This is a genomic window from Streptomyces sp. NPDC051907, assembly GCF_040681075.1.
Classification (GTDB): Bacteria; Actinomycetota; Actinomycetes; order Streptomycetales; family Streptomycetaceae; genus Streptomyces.
The window spans coordinates 27685-44038 of the sequence record NZ_JBFAYB010000078.1; the positions used below are offsets into that span (position 1 = coordinate 27685).

General features: G+C 73.4%; 13 protein-coding genes. 7 read left to right on the top strand and 6 right to left on the bottom strand.

The window, feature by feature from the left end; all coding sequences use genetic code 11:
* Positions 1–130 precede the first annotated feature (130 nt).
* Together AB0M39_RS30880 and AB0M39_RS30885 are read right to left on the bottom strand one after the other, a co-directional pair.
* A complete protein-coding gene (locus AB0M39_RS30880) occupies positions 131–1339 on the bottom strand; it encodes a hypothetical protein (RefSeq protein WP_365369451.1) in 1209 nt (402 codons plus the stop codon).
* The gene (locus AB0M39_RS30885; protein WP_365369454.1) at positions 1336–5175 is read right to left on the bottom strand and encodes a tetratricopeptide repeat protein; all 3840 of its coding nucleotides are present in this window, start codon (positions 5173–5175) and stop codon (positions 1336–1338) included. Before AB0M39_RS30885 ends, AB0M39_RS30880 begins: the two co-directional genes overlap by 4 nt.
* Before the next feature lie 36 nt (positions 5176–5211).
* On the opposite strand from AB0M39_RS30885, the gene AB0M39_RS30890 reads away from it, so the two are divergent.
* Positions 5212–5517, top strand: coding sequence for a trypco2 family protein (locus AB0M39_RS30890; RefSeq protein ID WP_365369456.1), 306 nt, complete (start codon positions 5212–5214; stop codon positions 5515–5517).
* Positions 5518–5727: 210 nt separating this feature from the next.
* On the opposite strand, the gene AB0M39_RS30895 is transcribed toward AB0M39_RS30890, so the two are convergent.
* Together AB0M39_RS30895 and AB0M39_RS30900 are read right to left on the bottom strand one after the other, a co-directional pair.
* Positions 5728–6996, bottom strand: a complete 1269-nt coding sequence (locus AB0M39_RS30895; protein ID WP_365369459.1) for a maleylpyruvate isomerase N-terminal domain-containing protein — start codon at positions 6994–6996, stop codon at positions 5728–5730.
* Positions 6993–7574: a sigma-70 family RNA polymerase sigma factor gene (locus AB0M39_RS30900; RefSeq protein ID WP_365369461.1), complete on the bottom strand. Its 582-nt coding sequence runs from the start codon at positions 7572–7574 to the stop codon at positions 6993–6995. The genes AB0M39_RS30895 and AB0M39_RS30900 overlap by 4 nt, the downstream gene beginning before the upstream one ends.
* A 272-nt stretch (positions 7575–7846) precedes the next feature.
* On the opposite strand from AB0M39_RS30900, the gene AB0M39_RS30905 reads away from it, so the two are divergent.
* Complete coding sequence (locus AB0M39_RS30905) at positions 7847–8221, top strand: STAS domain-containing protein (protein WP_365369464.1); 375 nt, start codon at positions 7847–7849, stop codon at positions 8219–8221.
* A 441-nt stretch (positions 8222–8662) separates the two neighbouring features.
* Entirely contained in the window at positions 8663–9181 is a 519-nt protein-coding gene (locus tag AB0M39_RS30910) for an EF-hand domain-containing protein (RefSeq protein WP_365369467.1), read from the top strand.
* A gap of 3 nt (positions 9182–9184) precedes the next feature.
* On the opposite strand, the gene AB0M39_RS30915 is transcribed toward AB0M39_RS30910, so the two are convergent.
* Positions 9185–10747, bottom strand: a complete 1563-nt coding sequence (locus AB0M39_RS30915) for an AMP-binding protein (RefSeq protein WP_365369470.1) — start codon at positions 10745–10747, stop codon at positions 9185–9187.
* 134 nt (positions 10748–10881) lie between these two features.
* Here AB0M39_RS30915 and AB0M39_RS30920 point away from each other — a divergent pair, with 134 nt between their 5' ends.
* The 3 genes from AB0M39_RS30920 to AB0M39_RS30930 all read left to right on the top strand — a co-directional run bounded on the left by AB0M39_RS30920 (position 10882) and on the right by AB0M39_RS30930 (position 13917).
* A complete protein-coding gene (locus AB0M39_RS30920) occupies positions 10882–12015 on the top strand; it encodes an acyl-CoA dehydrogenase family protein (protein ID WP_365369472.1) in 1134 nt (377 codons plus the stop codon).
* A 2-nt stretch (positions 12016–12017) separates the two neighbouring features.
* Positions 12018–12983 carry an acyl-CoA dehydrogenase family protein gene (locus AB0M39_RS30925; RefSeq protein WP_365369475.1) on the top strand — a complete coding sequence of 322 codons (966 nt, stop codon included), beginning with the start codon at positions 12018–12020 and terminating at the stop codon, positions 12981–12983.
* A gap of 421 nt (positions 12984–13404) precedes the next feature.
* Positions 13405–13917, top strand: a complete 513-nt coding sequence (locus AB0M39_RS30930; protein ID WP_365369478.1) for an ATP-binding protein — start codon at positions 13405–13407, stop codon at positions 13915–13917.
* Between the two features lie 280 nt (positions 13918–14197).
* Here AB0M39_RS30930 and AB0M39_RS30935 read toward each other — a convergent pair whose 3' ends face one another.
* Positions 14198–15133: a cyclase family protein gene (locus AB0M39_RS30935; protein WP_365369481.1), complete on the bottom strand. Its 936-nt coding sequence runs from the start codon at positions 15131–15133 to the stop codon at positions 14198–14200.
* Positions 15134–15216: 83 nt separating this feature from the next.
* On the opposite strand from AB0M39_RS30935, the gene AB0M39_RS30940 reads away from it, so the two are divergent.
* A complete protein-coding gene (locus AB0M39_RS30940; RefSeq protein WP_365369484.1) occupies positions 15217–16119 on the top strand; it encodes an SDR family oxidoreductase in 903 nt (300 codons plus the stop codon).
* Positions 16120–16354 lie beyond the last annotated feature (235 nt).

Below are 16354 nucleotides of genomic sequence, written 5' to 3' on the forward strand. Positions count from 1 at the left end.
ACTGCCCTTTGTTGCACGGCCGTCCCTCTCACGGCAGTCCGTCTCACGGCCGTCCGTCGCACGGTCTGCGAGCCCCGACCCCCGACGACATGCCGTACGAGCCTGCGCATACGCGTCCTCATATGCCCCCTCATGCGTCCGCGTACTTCCGCAGGGCCCGGGCCGCCGGATAGGGGCGGCTGTAGACGAAGAGCGTGACCCCGCAGCCGAGCGCGCCGACGGCCGCGGCGGGCAGCGCGATGCCCGCGGTCAGCGACCAGCCCTCGGCGTGCGAGTCGCGCATCAGAGTGGTGGCGCGGCTCTCGGCGGTCTCGATCGCGCGCGGGGCCCGGCCGTCCGCGGCCACCTTCTCCAGCGCGGCGACCTCGCGGTGCACTCTCTGCTGCGCCTGATGCTCCTCCGTGCCGCCGACGGCCAGCAGCACGGGCACGAGCAGCACCGGCGCGGCGCCCGCCGCCAGCTGCACGCTGATCAGCCGCAGCCGGTGGCGCAGGAAGTCCAGCGTGCCGGCGACGGCGACCGCGAACAGGGCCGCCGCCAGCGCGGCGGCGGCCGCCGCGGCGAGCGTCAGCGGGCTCCAGGCTGCCAAGTCGCTGTTGCCGTCCCGGAGTTGGGCCTCCAGCTCGGTGAGGCGTTCGAGGATGGCGGTGGGCTCCTGACTGGACTCGACCTCGGCCCCGGCCTTGGCCTTGGCGGCCCCTGCCTTGCCCGTGCTCTTGGTCTTGCTCGTGCTCTGGGTCTTGGCTTTGTCCGCGGCCTTGGCCTTGGCTTCCTTGGCCTTGCTCTTGGCATCGGCCGAGTCCGCGGCGCCGCCGTCGCCGAGCATCTCGGCGGCGTAGTCGACCCCGGCGTCCCGCAGCAGGGGCGTCGTGCGGTGCCGGTCCGCCCAGGCGATCTTGTCGGCGTAGGCGACGACCAGCCCCGACACCACCCGCAGCTCCTGCTCCTGCGCCTTGCGCAGCGCCCGGGACTGGGCGGCCCGATGGAGGCTCTGCGTCGCCTCGGTCAGCAGCGTGCGGTACTTCTCGCCTAGCTCGACCAGCCCCGCCTGCCTGGCCTTCTGGAGCCGTAACTCCGCCTGATCCTGCGCGAGTTCGAGCGAGGTGCGGGCCTGCGCCAGATCCACCAGCGCGGGCGCGCTCCGGTCGCGCAGCCGTTCCGTACGGCTGTGGACGTCGCTGTACGCGGCGGCGCACAGGGCGAGCGCGACCACCGCGAGCGCCGGCAGCACCAGCATCCGCCGGCGCAGGAAGGCAGCGGTGGGGCGGCTCGCGCCGTCGGCGGTGCGGCCGGCGGCTCTTCGCCATAAGGACCTCAGCAGTTCGGTCCGTCGGCTCATCTGCCCTCCCCCGAGCGCGGCAGCACAGCCCACGGGCCGAACCGGCCTGGTCCGCGCTCCCGTCTGCGGCTCCGGTAGTGCTTCATGCCCAGAGGACGGGTGCGATAGGCGTTGTCGAGCAGCGCCTCGGCGAGCGTCGCGCCCTCCGCGCGGTCGGTGCGGGGCACTTGTTTGGCCAGCAGCCGGTAGCTGGCCGAGAGCTGCTCGCGCAGCTCCCGCTCGCCGCTCGGGACCGGCGCCGCGGGCGGCAGCGAGGCGCGGATCTCGGCGAGCGGATCGGGGTCCCCGTCCCGCGCGGCGCCGACCAGCTCGAGGAGCAGCTCGCGCAGTTCGGCGGTGAGCCGCTCGTGGGCGTGCCGGTCGGTCAGGCCCTCGTGGCTGACCAGCCGGTACAGGGCGGCGAAGGCGCGCACGGCCGACGCGGTGGTGGGCGGCGAGCCGTCGGCGGGCGGGCTGGCGTGGATGCGGAGCATCGCCGTACGGGCGGCGGTGCGGTGCCGGGAGTCCGGCGGCACGCCGTCGAGGGAGGCGAGGGCCTGGTCGGGCCGGCCGCGGGCGAGATGGATGCGGGCGAGGCCGAAGGCGGCGCTGCCGAGCGCGTGGTTGCGCCGCCACACGGCGTCGTAGAACTGCATGGCCTGCCGCTCGTGCGCCTCGCGCCTCTCGCGCGCCGCCCGCGCCTTGCCGATCGCGTGCGCCCCTTCGCCGTTCGACTCCGCTCCCTCCGCTCTCTTCGCGCCCTCTGCGCCCTCGCCGTCGTACGTCTCGGTCACGCCTTCCGCCCCTTCGACGGCGCGCTGCTCGGCGGCGAGCTTCTCGTGGCAGTAGCCGAGAGCCAGCTTGGGGGCGTACTCGCCCGGAATGGCGCTGTAGACGGCGTCGAAGGACGCCAGCGCCCGGTCCAGCCGGCCCTGGGCGAGGTCGGTCAGGCCGCGGTGCCAGTCGAGCCGCCAGTCGTAGCGCGCGCGGTCGCCCAGCAGCCGGTGGGCCCGCTCCAGTTCGAGGGCCGCGGTGACCAGCTCCCGGTCCCGGCCCGGGACGTGCTCGCCGGCGGTCTCCGGGTCCCGTCCCCGCGCCTGGTCGCGGGCGAGCTCCAGATGGAGCCGGCAGCGCAGCAGATGCAGCTCGGGGGAGGGCAGCCACTCGTGGCTGAGCTGGAGGAGCCCGGCCGGGTCGTCGTACGAGGTGCGCTGGAGCTCCTTCCAGTTCGGGTCCTGCTGGTCGGCCTTCGGCACGGGCAGCGCGACGGCCGCCTCGGCCGGTCCCGGCACCCCGGCCTCCAGCCGGCGCCCGTCGCCGCCCGCCCGCCAGCGCTCCAGCGGCGGCGCCTTGCCCAGCTGCCCGTCGAGCGCCATGGCGGCCGGGTCGAAGAGCGGCGACGGCTCGAACGTCTCCTCGCCCAGCCGCAGGGACCTCAGCTCGCGCAGCACCCCGCGCAGCTGGACGGCCATCTCCTGGGCGGAGGCGTACCGCAGCCTCGGATCGGCGGACATCGCCCGCCGCAGCGCCCGCTGGAGCGACTCGGTGCCGAGGTCGGCGGGCGGCGCCGGGTCCTTGGCGAGCAGCCGGTCCAGCACCGCGCCGACGCTGTAGAGGTCGCCCGCGGTGGTCATCTCGCCGCCGGACCCGGTCTCCGGGGGCCGGTGGCTGACGGGCCCGGGCGCGCCCGGCTCCCGTACGCCGGCGACGTCGATGAGCTTGATGCCGTTGCCGCAGTGCAGCACGTTGGTGAGGGAGAGGTCGCCGTAGACGAACTCCTCCTGGTCGTGCAGATAGCTGAGCGCGTCCAGGATGCGCAGTCCGTACGCCACGATGAACTCCCGCACCCGGGGGCCCGCGAACGGCGGGTCCGCCTGCGCGATCCGGGCGGCGACCCACTCCAGAGGCGCGCCGTCGGCGAACTCCATCACGATGAACTCCGCCGAAGTCGACGTATGGCGGGCGTAGTTGACCACCCGTATGACCGACGGGTGGTTGAGGCTGACCAGCCGCAGCCGCTCCTGGTGCGCCTGGAGGACGGCGGCGGGATTGCCCGGGTCGAGGATGCCCTTGAGCGCCACGGGCCGGTTCTCCAGCAGCAGATCGCGCGCGAGGTAGACCTGGCCGTGGCTGCCCTGTCCGAACGGCCCCACCACCTCGTACTGCTGGTGCAGCCGGTCGCCGCTCGCCAGATGCGCCCCGGCGGGCGCGGTGACCAGCGCGTCCGGGTCGCGTACGGCGACGACCGGCAGATCGGTCAGCCCGTCGCCCGGGGGCTCCACCACGAACTCGTGCGGGCCCAGCGGACCGGCCAGCGCCTGCTCGGCCGCCTCGGCCTCCAGCAGCGCCCCTTCGACGTCGACGGCGAGCCGGAACAGGGCGTGCGGCAGCGCGGGAGCGCCGTGCAGCGGGCCGCCCGGGCTCAGCTGCACAAGCTCCTGGCGCAGTTTCGCGGCCCGGCTCTCGGGGCGGCGCGCGGCGGGCCGCCGGGGCGCCCCCGTGCGCTGCGGCAGCTGCCGCAGCCGCTGCTCGGTCTCGGCGAGCCGGCCGACCCGCGCCGCGAGCTGCTCGGCGCGGCGCGCGGGCCAGTGGGGCCCCAGCAGCTCGGCGCGGACCATGGCCGGCAGCGGCGAGCGCGGATCGCTGAAGACGAGCAGCAGTCTGCTGTCGGGGTGGGCCAGCAGGGCCCGCAGCAGCGCCACGATCTCCTCGTCGGCCGATGCGGAGCGGTCGACGGCGAGGAACGCGGCGCTGAGCGGCGGGCTCGTGTCGGCGATCTGGGCGAGCAGCTCGCTGGGGGAGGCGCCGGGCGCGGTGTCCAGACCGATGCGGCCCGCGGCGTCCTCGGCGAGGTCCGCCGCGGTGCTGTTGGTGGCGTCGACGGCGAAGTCGATGCTGCCGACCTGCGGTTCGCCCGCCAGGGACGCGCCGGAGGCGGAGGGCGGGCTCTGCTCGCGGTCGGCGAGGGTGAGGACGGTGCGGACGGTGTGGAGCAGCTCGTGCTCGCCCTCGCCGGCGAAGGCGAGCTCGACGCGGCCGGTGTCCGGCTCGCCGTCCAGCCAGCGCGTCAGGCGCCGGTGCAGCCCGGGGACCCGGCCCGACGCGGTCCTGTCGGGGGCGACGGCGACGTCGCGGGAGACGGCCCGGGGCCCGGTGACGGTGATGCCGAGCCGCTCCAGCGGCAGATGCCGCAGCACCGTCTCGGTCGGGATCATGTACGCGTGCTCCCGGCGCACGCGCGCCTGCGGAGTGCCGAACTGGTGGGCGACGATGCCGATGAGGCGGCGCGAGCGGCTGTGCACGACTCCGCCGCCGCTGTAGCCGTGCCGTACGACGTAGGGCGAGCCGTGCGTGTCGAGCTGCACCCACTCGGGCGTGGGCGCGGGCCCGCCGCGCCCCATCAGCCGCGCGTCGACGTGCTCGCCGCCCGGCAGGTCCTCGGGGTAGCCGGTGAAGTGCACGGGCTCGCCGCGCGCGGGGATCTGGCGGTGCAGCACGGCGTGCGGCACGCGCGGCGCGTGGTCCAGCTTGAGCAGGGCGAGGTCGCCGCTGAAGTACGGGGTGGGCGGGACGAAGTACTCCCGCAGCAGCCGGGCGCGCAGCAGCTGAGGCGGGTGCGCGCCCCCGTCGTCGTGGGCGGTGCGCCGGATGTCCGCGTAGACGGTGTCGATCGGCGTGCGCGATCCGTCCTTGCCGGGCCGGGAGAGCACGGTGTGGGCGCAGGTGAGCACCAGGCCCCCGGGAAGCAGCACGCCCGCCCCCAGCGGCCGGCCCGCCCGGTCCTGCGTCCGCAGCAGGCAGACCCGCCAACTCTCGTCGTACCCGGATGAGTTGGACGTGCTCGACGGCTCCCTCATACTGCTCAACGATAACTACGGGAAGCGAGGGGCGCGATGGCTGAGCGTGACGAGACGGCGGTGGCAGGACTGGCCGAGGTGATCGGCAAGGTCCGCGACGAGCTGGAGCTGGCCCAGCAGGCGGGGGCGGACCGCGACCTCAAGTTCAGCGTGGAGAAGGTGGACCTGGAGTTCGCGGTGCAGGTCCGCGCGGAGAGCGGCGGCCGGGCGGGGCTGCGGATCGGGGTGGTGACGGCGGGCGGGGGCGCCTCGACGGGCCGGGACCGCACGCACACGATCAAGATCGAGCTGAAGCCGGAGGGCAAGAACGGGGACCCGCACCTCAGAGTGGGAGGCGAGTGACCGGCGCCTCGGAGTGGGAGGCGACCCGCACGGCAGGGCGGGAGGCGGGTGACCCACGTCGGAGTGGGAGGCGCGTGAACCGCGACGGCAGCGTGGGAGGCGCGTGAACCCCACCTCAGGGCGGGAGGCGCGTGACCTGGCCCGCCGACGGAGGACGCGCCGAGGAGAACCGGGGGCGCGGCCGCAGCCGCACCCCCGCCCGCCCTACACCTACAGCCTGCTCAGCGACGCCGCCGCGAAGAGCACGTCCCTGATCGCCTCCCGGTCGCCGTCCTGCCCGGCCGCGGCCTCCTCGGGAGAGACGTGGCCCGCCACCAGCCGGCAGAACTCCACCCCGTCCAGGGCCACCTGCGCCACCGACTGGTCGGGCGAGGCGACCGCGGCGGGGGAGTCCAGCGCGATGTACCAGTTCCCTCCGCCCGAGCCCTCGACCTCCAGATGCAGCGACCGGCCCGGCGCGCCCGCGGCGACCAGCTGCCTGGCGGGTCCGGCGAGGCCCGCGCGTCTGCGCTCGGCGAGCGCCGCGGGCAGCAGCCGCGCGGCCAGGTCGATCATCCGGTTGAGATGCGCGCCGCTGGGCGGCTCGTACGGATAGTCCACCGCGTCCGCGATGTCGCCCGCGTGCATCCAGCACTCGAAGGCGCGGTCGAGGAGGGAGTCCCGCAGCGGGAGGGCGAATTCGCCGTACGAGACGGAGAGCTCGACCACGCTCCGGCCGGCGAAGGAGACCGTCCGGATCAGGGTGTGGCTCTGTTCCCGCCAGGGCTCGCGCACGGTCCTGGTGGGCGGCAGCCCCGAGGTGTCCCAGAAGGCCTCGGTGCGCTCGGCGGGCGCTCTGGGCGCGTCCGAGCCGAGCGGGTCGTCGAGGCCGAGGGCCCCGGCGACCAGTCCGTCGACGGACATCAGATGCCCTATGACACCGGCGACGGTGGTCCTGCGGGTCACCTGCTGCTCGCCCTCGAACCACTTGAGCCGTACCGGCGCGTGCCACTCCGAGTCGCCGATGTCCCGCAGCAGCGCGTCGAGCCGCGCCGTCTCGGCGTCGTACGGACTGGCCCAGGCGGGCACGGGGATGCGGGCGGGCCTGCGGCCCAGGCAGTTCTCGAGCACGCGGAAGCGCAGCAGCGGATCGAGGTCCAGGTCGCGGTCGGTGTGCAGCAGGCCCACGGCGTCGCGCAGCCGCAGGGCCTCCTCCGCGCAGGGCGCGCAGTCGCCGAGGTGCGTCTCGACGGCCGCGGTCTCCTCGGCGGAGCAGGCGGACAGCGCCCACGCGCCGAGCAGGGACTTCAGCACGGCGTGCGAGGGCGCCGGGGCCGGCTCGACCGGCGCGTCGGCCGGCGGCAGCGGCGGCGTGAGGGGCGGCTCCAGATCGTCGGCCGCGGACCGCGGGGACGGTATGCGCGGAGCGCCCCGCACCTCGTCGCGGCCGTCGTCGCCGTCCCCGCGGCCGCCCCGGCCGCCGTCGAGAGGCCCGGTCACAGGGACCGTCCGTACGCGGGCGGGGACGAGCCTTCGAGCGGACGCGTGTTGGCGGTGGAGAGCAGCTGGAGGCCGAGGCGGAGCCTGCGTCGGGCCTCGTCCTCGGTGACGCCGAGGTCGGCGGCGGTCTGGCGGTAGTCGCGGCGCTGGTAGTACGCCAGCTCCAGGGCGGCCCGCAGGGGCGCGGGCATGGAGGTGACGATGTAGTCGGCGCGGGCGGCGACGGCGGCCTTGCGGACTTTCTGCTCCAGCTCCTCGGGGGTGCCGTCGCCGCCGTCGGCGAGGGCGGCCGCCTCGGTCTGGCGCAGCCGGTTCACGGCCTGGCTGTTGGTGATCTTGGCGACCCAGGAGCGCAGGGAGCCCTGCTTGGGGTCGTAGGCGTCGGGGTTCTCCCAGATGTAGCCGAAGACCTCGCGGGTCACCTGGTCGGCGGCCGCGTCGTCGTCGAGCACCCGGTGGGCCAGCATGTGGACCAGCGAGGCGAACCTGTCGTAGAGCTCGCCGAGCGCGGCGGCCTCTCCCCGCGCGAGCCGCTGCTGCATCTTGCGGTCCCAGCGCGGCGGTGTGTCCTTTGCCATTCGGCCCCCAAGCCTTGCGCCCCTGTGCGGTGCTTGTCGCGATATCGCCTGTCGCCTGCCCCCGAATGTAATGCGAGGGCGGCGCATACACGCCTCCTTTGCGGCAAGTGCGCCCCCGAAGAGGGCCGGAATGGTAGGGCTCGCAGCGCTCGGGAACCCGCTGTGAGCATCGGGTTTCGCGGGTTGACGGCTGGGCAGCCGCGCAGGAAGGCAGGCTTCCGAATTCCGTAGTCAGCAGTCCGTGTCTGCGTCGTCGAAGGAGAGGTCCAGGCGTGTCGCTCAAGGTGGACGAGACCCGGCGCGACGGGTGGACCGTGCTGCACGTCTGCGGCGAGCTCGATCTGGTCTCCTCGCCGGTGGTACGGCAACGGGTCCACGACGCGGTGGCGGCGGGCAGACACGACGTGGTCCTGGACCTGTCGGAGGTGTTCTTCTGCGACTCCAGCGGCGTGGGCGTGCTGGTCGCCTCGCGCCGCCTGATGCGCTCCTGCCAGGGCAGGCTGCGTCTGATCCTCCCGGCCCACGGCGCGGAGGACGGCTCGCACGTCAACCGCGTCCTGGCGGCGCTGGGCGTGCGCCGCCTCTTCGACGTCTACGCGGACGCGCTGGTGGCGACGGTGGAGGGCGCGGAGCCGCTCTCGGCGTGAGGCGACGCGGGCGGCGGCACGGCGGTGCGATGGCGTGCCCGAGGGGCCGCGTGGCGGGGTGACGGGGTGCCCGAGGGGCGCGTGCTGGCGTGCTGGCGTGCCCGAGGGGCCGCGTGCCGGGGCGACGGGGTGTCCGAGGCGACCGCGTGCCCGCGTGACGACGTGCCCGAGGAGCCCGCATGACCGGTTGACCTGCCATTACGGCGTGACCTGGCACCACGGCGACCGCGTGACCACGTCGCCGACTGATCGCCCGCCGGTCCCGGCGCCGCGCCCCGACGTGACCCTCGTCACCGGACCCGCCCCACCGCCGCCCCCCGGCAGCGCTCTCCGCATGCGACTTCGTACCCCCTGTGACCGATTCCCGTCACCTGGTGCTCACCCGTGCGCAATTCGACGGGTAGTTGCACGCGTCAGCTTCCGGGGTCGTACGCTCCCCGCATGGACAGCGCAGAGTATGAGCGCAAGATCGCTTCTCGCTTCGCCGCCTTTGACCAGGACGGCAATGGCTATATCGACCGTGAGGACTTCAGCGGGGCGGCCGCCGCCCTGCTGGCGGAGTTCTCCACTACCGCCCGCTCCGACAAGGGCCAGGCCCTCTATAGCGGGGCCGAGGCGTTCTGGCAGGGGTTGGCCGGGATCGCCGACGTGGACGGCGACCAGCGGGTCACCAAGCCGGAGTTCGTGACCGGCGCGGTGAAGCGGCTTCGCGACAATCCCGAGCGGTTCGCCGAGATCGCACGCCCCTTCCTGCACGCCGTCGTCGCGATCGCCGACGAGGACGGCAAGGGAGTGAAGCCATCCGCCGCCGAGCGCGTGCTGCGCGTGCTGGGCGTGCCGCCCGAGACCGCCTCCCAGGTGGCGGCGGCTCTGGACGCCGACGCCGACGGGCGGATCAGCGAGGACGAGATCCTCTCCGCCTTCGCCGCGTACTACGTCACCCCCGCCCCCGACGCGTAGGACTCAGGAGTACCGCTCCCTGAGCTTGTACTTGAGCACCTTGCGCAGGGTCTCGTTCCGGGGGAGGGCGTCCACGACCTCCAGCTGCTCCGGCAGCTTGTGCACGGACAGCCCCTCCCCCCGCAGATACGCGGTCACCGTCTGAAGCGTCAGCTCGCCCGCTCCGGCGGGCTGTTCGATCACCGCGCACACCCGCTCCCCGCGCTCCGCGTCGGGGAGCCCGATCACCGCTGCGTCCGCGACGGCCGCGTGGGCGTGCAGCAGGTCCTCGATCTCCTTCGCGGAGATGTTCTCTCCCTTGCGGATGATGACGTCCTTGAGCCGTCCGGTCAGCACGAGATGGCCCGACGCGGTCATGTGTCCCAGGTCGCCGGTGCGGAGGAAGCCCTCGCCGTCGAAGGCGGCCGCGCTCTGGACCGGGTCCAAGTAGCCCTGGCAGACCGCTTCGCCGCGCAGCCGCACCTCGCCGTCGACCCCGGCCGGCAGGGGCTTGCCGTCCTCGTCGGCGATCCGGATCTCCATGCCCGCCGGCGGGCGCCCCTCCGTCGTGGCGAGGTTCTCCGCGGTGTCGTCCGGCGCGCCCATAGTGATCATCGGGACCTCGGTCATGCCGTAGCCGTGGGTGAGCTGGCAGCCCATCTCCCGTACGACCGCGTGGTAGACCTCCGGCGGCTTGGGCGCCCCGCCCCCGGCGAGCAGCCGCAGGCTCGGGATGAGCGGGCGCTGCGGCTGCTTGCGTTGCTCGGCGAGGAACATCGAGTAGAAGGCCGTGGAGCCGCCCGCGACGGTCACCCCGTGCGCGCGGTACGCCTCCAGCGCCTCGGGCAGCGCGAAGTGCTCGAACATGACCGCGGGGAAGCCGTACAGCAGCAGCATCACTGTGTAGTCGGGTCCCGCGATGTGCGCGAAGGGGAAGGCCATCGACCCGACGTCCCGGGACGACAGCCGCAGCGCGTGCGCCAGGCAGGAGCCGCCCGCGATCAGCGAACGGTCGGTGTGCAGCACGCCCTTGGGGTCCGAGGTCGTGCCCGAGGTCCAGTAGATCCAGCGCACGTCCGTGCCGTCGGCCGGCGGCGGGGGCAGTACGGCGGGATCGCCGTCGGGCAGGACGTCGTACGCCGGGAAGACGAGCGGCGGCTCGGGCAGCTCCAGCGCGAGCCGGTGGGCCATCCTCGTGTGGTCGAAGCCCCGCCACCGGCCCGGCGTCGCGAAGAACGACGCCTTCGACTCGCGCAGCGCGAACCCGACCTCCCGCTCCCGGTAGAAGGGGATGACCGGCGACTGCACCGCGCCGATCCGGGCGAGCGCGAAGGAGAGCAGCGCCGTCTCGATACGGGTGGGCAGCTGCCAGGCGACCACGCTGCCGGGCCGCACCCCCAGCCCCCACAGCCCGGCCGCGACCCGCTCGGAGCGGTCCCGCAGCCCGGCGAAGTCGAGGGTGCGGTCGTCTTGGAGGAGGACCGGGCGGTCCGGGGTGAGGTCCGCCCTGCGCTGGACGAGCTCCCAGAGCGTGCGCGATGCGCCCAGGGCGTGTGCGGTCTCGTTCCTGCCCGTGGTCTCGTCCATGCCCGTACCCCTCCATAACTGACGGTTAGTCAGATCATGCGGGAGAGCGTAGGGCTCCGCGCCTTGTCGGTCCAGAGTCCGCGGAGCTAGCCTGAAATCTGACTGACCGTCAGCTATGGACACGGAGGGCGTCGGTGGACCTCGCCTGCACGGAGGAAGAGGAATCCTTCAGAGCCGCGCTGCGGGAGTGGCTCGGGCGGACGCTGCCCAAGCTGCCGCCGAAGCCCGACCCGGGCGACTGGCCGGGCCGCCGCGCCTACGACCTCGGCTGGCAGAAGACGCTGTACGACGCCGGGTACGGGCAGCTCCACTGGGAGGCCTCCCCGACCCAGCGCCTGATCTTCCTCGAGGAGACCGAGCTCGCCGGAGCGCCCTACGTCGGCGCGAACTTCGTGGGCCTGCTGCACGCGGGCCCCACCGTCGCCGCCGAGGGCACGCCCGAGCAGCGCGCCCGCTGGCTGCCGCCGATCCTGCGCGGCGACGAGGTCTGGTGCCAGGGCTTCAGCGAGCCCGACGCGGGCTCGGACCTCGCCTCGCTGCGCACAAGGGCCGTCCGCGACGGCGACTCCTACGTGGTCTCCGGCGCCAAGATCTGGACCTCCCACGCCGAGGTCGCCGACTGGTGCGAGCTGCTCGTCCGCACCGACCCCGACGCCCCCCGGCACCGAGGCATCACCTGGCTCGCGATGCCTATGGACGCGCCCGGCGTCACGGTCCGCCCGCTGCGCACGCTCGCCGGCTCCGCCGAGTTCGCCGAGGTGTTCCTCGACGAGGTCAGGGTGCCGGTCGCCAACCGGGTCGGCGCGGAGAACGACGGCTGGCGCGTCACCATGGTCACCCTCTCCTTCGAGCGCGGCGCCGCCTTCGCCGGCGAGGTCGTGGCCTGCCGCCGCACCCTGGCCGAGCTGGCCCGCGCGGCGCGGCGGAGCGGCAGCTGGGACGACACCGCGCTGCGCCGCCGACTGGGGCGGCTGAACGCGGAGTTCACGGCGCTGTGGCGGCTCATCCAGTGGAACGTCAGCGAGTCGCAGCGCGGCGGAGGCGTCCCCGGCGTCGGAGGCTCCGTCTTCAAGCTGCGCTACTCCCACGCCCGCCAGGAGCTGTACGAGGCGAGCGCCGAGGTCCTCGGGCCCGACGCGCTCGACCTGTCCTGCCCGTGGACGCTGGACCGGCTCTCCTCCCTCTCGTACACCATCGCCGCCGGAACCTCCCAGATCCAGCAGAACATCGTCGCCGAGCGGATCCTCGGCCTGCCGAAGGGCCGCTGACCGTGGACTTCCAACTGACCGACGACCAGAAGGCGTTGCAGGGCGGGATACGGGAGATGCTGGCCCGCCGCTTCGGCCGCGAGGCCCTGCGCGCGGCCGTGGAGCGCCCAGGGCGTCTGGACCGCGCGCTCTGGCGGGAGCTGGGCGAGCTGGGGTTCTTCGCACTGCGGCTGCCGGAGTCCCGGGGCGGCGTCGGGCTCGGGCTGCCCGAGGCCGTGCTCGCCTTCGAGGAGGCGGGGAGGGCCCTGCTGCCCGGGCCGCTGGTGGCCACGCATCTGGCGGCCGGGCGGATCGAGGGCGCGGCCGAGGGGGAGAAGGCGGTCGCTATGGCGGACGGCGCGCTGGCGGCCTGGCTGGAGGCCGCGGACGAGGTCCTCGGCGACACCGCGGGCGCCGTGCCGATCCAGTCCGTCGACCCGCTCACCCCGCTGCACCGGCTGCCCGGCGGACACGGGCTGCCCGGCGGACACGGGCGGGCCGCACCCGACCCCGCCCTTGCCCCCGATCCCGTCGCCGTGCTCCTCACCGCCGCCGAGCAGCTCGGCAGCGCGGCGCGCACGACCGAGACGAGCGTCCAATACGCCAAGGAGCGCCACCAGTTCGGCCAGCCCATCGGCGGCTTCCAGGCAGTCAAACATCTATGTGCCCAGATGCTCGTACGCACGGAGCTCGCGCGCGCCGCCGTCTACGCGGCCGCCGTCACCGAGGACTTCGCCGAGATCGCCGGGGCCAAGCTGCTCGCCGACGAGGCGGCCGTGTGCAACGCCCGCGACTGCCTCCAGGTCCACGGCGGCATGGGCTTCACCTGGGAGGCCGACGTCCACCTCCACCTCAAGCGGGCATGGGTGCGCGGCCTGATGGGGCTGAGCGCGGCGGAGGCCCAGGAGATCCAGGCGCAGGCGCTGGCGGCCCGGGCGTGGGCGGGGGACGGGGATTCGGCGGGGGAGGCGTTGGCCTCAGCACTCTGAAGCGTCACCGAGAGTTGACGCACAGCGCTCGAGCGATGATCGAACGTTGATATCGGGTTGTGTCCTTCCCGCGACTCGTCACGGGCCGGAGTCGGGGTCCTGCTCCGGTACTCTCCGGTGGATGCGAGTCGTTCCGAGGGCCATTTTCCACGGTGTTGCCGATTCGGCTGCACCGGACCCGGGAATGCGCGCTGCTCGCCCCGGATGGGTATGGGCTGCGCTCTGCTGTTCGACTCCCCGCAACGTGCGTCGCACAGTATGCACTACGGGTACTCCTTCGCGCTGGAATATGCCCGAAGCGCTTGTTGCGGTGACTGTACGTCAACCATGCTGTCCCACAAGGGAGTCACGTTCAGTGACCTTGTTGAGGACCTTGTCGAGGCGCGAGGCGATGTGTCCGCCGGTTCGGATGGTGTGAGCGGTGCAGGTGCTTCAGGTTCAGCTGGAGGTCGGGGCCGATCCCGCGGAGGTGGGGCGAGCCCGGAGGTGGGCCCGCTCGCGCCTGGCCGGGTCGGGCATAGGAGACGACGAGCCGCTCGCCGACACATTGATCCTGCTGATCTCCGAGCTGGTCACCAACGCCGTGGTGCACACCGGCTGTCCGGCCGTGCTGCGCATGCTCTTCGGCGCGGGAGCGACGGAGGCGGGCACGGTCCGCGTGGAGGTCGCCGACATCAGCGCCTGCCCGCCGCGCCCCCGCCACGCCAAGGGCGAGGACACCAACGGCCGCGGCCTGGAGCTGGTCGACGGACTCGCCGACCGCTGGGGCTGGCAGCCGGAGGGCGCCGGCAAGTCCATCTGGTGCGAGGTGGACCGATGCGCACCGGTCGTGGCGAGGGGGGCGTACGAACCGACGTCCTCCGGGGCGTATAAGACCGGCGCGTTCGGCGCGGAGTCATACGAGCCGTCGTGCGCCGTCACACACCGGGCATAAGGTGTAAATCCCAGATTCGCTGTTGACGGACGGATTCCGTCTGATCACCCTTGGGTGAGCGATTCGCTGCGAGGGGACGCCGAGGGCCCGGGCGAGGTCCGACCTCGGCGAGTGCGGGTCGCGGGCTCGGCGTCGGCTCTTTCGGGGCGGAGGAGCAGCACGAGGTGCGCCGTAGCGAGCGGGTGGCGGCCGTGGTGCCGTGCTCGGGGCGCGCATTGGACGTGCCGCCACCCGTGGAAAGACCCGCTCACCCTCCCCGTGAGACCTGCCTCCCCCCGCGTCAGAGGATCGCGACCGGGGCGACGGGGGTTCCCGTGCCGCCGACGAACGGCTCGGGCATCGCGGAGAGCAGGAAGGCGTAGCGCCGCTCTTCCGCACAGGCTGTGGACAAGTTCTCCAGATTCCAGTTCTGCCCCTGAAGCATCCCCATCTCGACGAGGTCGAGGGCGTGCACGGGCAGCCAGAGGTTCTCGATCTCCGGCGGGAAGATCTCGAAGGTGAGGGTGTCGTTCGCGACGGCGGCGACGTCGTGGGCGTGGAACCACTCGGGCGTACGGACGGACAGGCCCGGGGACGGATATCCGTAGCCGTGCTTGTCGCCGCCCAGCGCCAGCTGAATCTGCCCCGTCCGTACGAGAACGATGTCGCCGGACCGGACCGTGACCCCCGCGAGCTCGGCGGCCTCGTCCAGGTCCTCGGGCGTCACGGCGTGGTCGCCGGGCAGCCGGTCGAGCCCCTTCGCGCGGGCCACGTCGAGCAGCACGCCGCGCGAGACGATGTGCGGCGCCTTGTCGATGCCGCTGAACTCGGAGCGGCCGTGCGCGGTGACGGTGTCGGCGGGGCGGCCGTTGTAGATCTTCCCCGAGTGCGAGACATGCGTCAGGGCGTCCCAGTGGGTGGCCGCCTGCAGGCCCATGGTCACGGCGTCGTCGCTGGTGGCGACCGTGCCGGGGCCGAAGAGCTCCTGGTTGATCTGGACCATGGTGTGCAGGGGGTTGACCCTGCCCGGGATGAGGCCGGTCTGGATGCCGTCCTGGTGGAGGGGGAGGGCGAGCGGGACGCGGCGGCCGGTGCGTATCTCGGCGGCGGCGCTGCGGACCACGTCGTCGGTGATCAGGTTGAGGGCGCCGATCTCGTCGTCGGCGCCCCAGCGGCCCCAGTTGTTCACGCGCTTGGCGATGTCGTGGAACTGGGGTGGCAGCGCTGGCCGTGACATCGGGCCTCCTGGGGCTTGTGCTCGGGTATCTGACTGACCGTAGAATCTAACGGTCCGTCAGAAACCGCGGGAAGGGGCCAGGCGTGGGGAACTTCTTGGCAGGCAAGGTCGTCGCCGTGACCGGAGCGGGGCGCGGCATCGGCAGAGCGGTGGCCCTGGCCGCGGCGGCGGAGGGGGCGCGGGTCGTCGTCAACGACTACGGCGTCTCCATCGAGGGCGGCGAGCCCACCTCGGACGTCGCGACGTCGGTCGTCAAGGAGATCGTCGCGGCCGGCGGCTCGGCCGTCGCCGTGGCCGACGACATCTCCACGATGGCCGGCGGCCAGCGGATCGTGGACGTGGCGCTGGCGGAGTACGGACGCATCGACGGCGTCGTGTGCGTGGCCGGAATCCTGCGCGAGCGGATGCTCTTCAACATGTCCGAGGAGGAGTGGGACCCGGTCGTCGCGACGCACTTGAAGGGGACGTTCACGGTCTTCCGCGCGGCGTCGGCGGTGATGCGCCAACAGGGCGGCGGCACGCTGATCGGCTTCACCAGCGGCAACCACCAGGGATCGGTGGCGCAGGCCAACTACTCGGCCGCGAAGGGCGGGATCATCTCGCTCGTGCGCAGCGCGGCGCTGGGCCTGCACAAGTACGGCGTGACGGCGAACGCGATCGCCCCGGTGGCACGGACCCGGATGTCGGCGAACGTCCCCATGGAGCTGAAGGAGATCGGCGAGCCGGAGGACGTGGCGGCGCTGGTCGTCTACCTGCTCTCCGACCGCGCGAAGGCGGAGGCCATCACAGGCCAGGTCTACACGATCGCGGGCCCCAAGATCGCGGTCTGGGCCCAGCCGAGAGAACTGCGGGCGGGCTACGCGGAAGGCGCCTGGACCCCGGAGAAGATCGCCGACTTCCTCCCGGGAACAGTGGGCACGGACCCGATGCCGCTCCTGACGATGCTGGAGGAGATGGCGAGGGCGGCGGCGGAGAGGAAGGGGTAGGGGGCCATCCAAGCCTCGTGGGGGTCCCCCCGGACGAAGTCTGGGGGAGTTTGAGGCGGGATCCCAGCCTCGTGGGGGTCCCCCCGGACGAAGTCTGGGGGAGTTTGAGGCGCGGGGTCCGGGGCAGCGCCCCGCGGGCAGCCCGCACAGGGCACGTCACCGTCGCCCCGGGGGGCTTCGCCCCCGTACGGCCTTCGGCCGTGTCCTCAATCGCCGGACGGGCTGAAAATCCAGC

Bases quoted from the DNA above. Each gene is read 5' to 3' on its own strand.
- AB0M39_RS30900 (WP_365369461.1), bottom strand. From the start codon at position 7,574: ATGGCAAAGGACACACCGCCGCGCTGGGACCGCAAGATGCAGCAGCGG.
- AB0M39_RS30880 (WP_365369451.1), bottom strand. From the start codon at position 1,339: ATGAGCCGACGGACCGAACTGCTGAGGTCCTTATGGCGAAGAGCCGCC.
- AB0M39_RS30915 (WP_365369470.1), bottom strand. From the start codon at position 10,747: ATGGACGAGACCACGGGCAGGAACGAGACCGCACACGCCCTGGGCGCA.
- AB0M39_RS30885 (WP_365369454.1), bottom strand. From the start codon at position 5,175: ATGAGGGAGCCGTCGAGCACGTCCAACTCATCCGGGTACGACGAGAGT.
- AB0M39_RS30910 (WP_365369467.1), top strand. From the start codon at position 8,663: ATGGACAGCGCAGAGTATGAGCGCAAGATCGCTTCTCGCTTCGCCGCC.
- AB0M39_RS30890 (WP_365369456.1), top strand. From the start codon at position 5,212: ATGGCTGAGCGTGACGAGACGGCGGTGGCAGGACTGGCCGAGGTGATC.
- AB0M39_RS30935 (WP_365369481.1), bottom strand. From the start codon at position 15,133: ATGTCACGGCCAGCGCTGCCACCCCAGTTCCACGACATCGCCAAGCGC.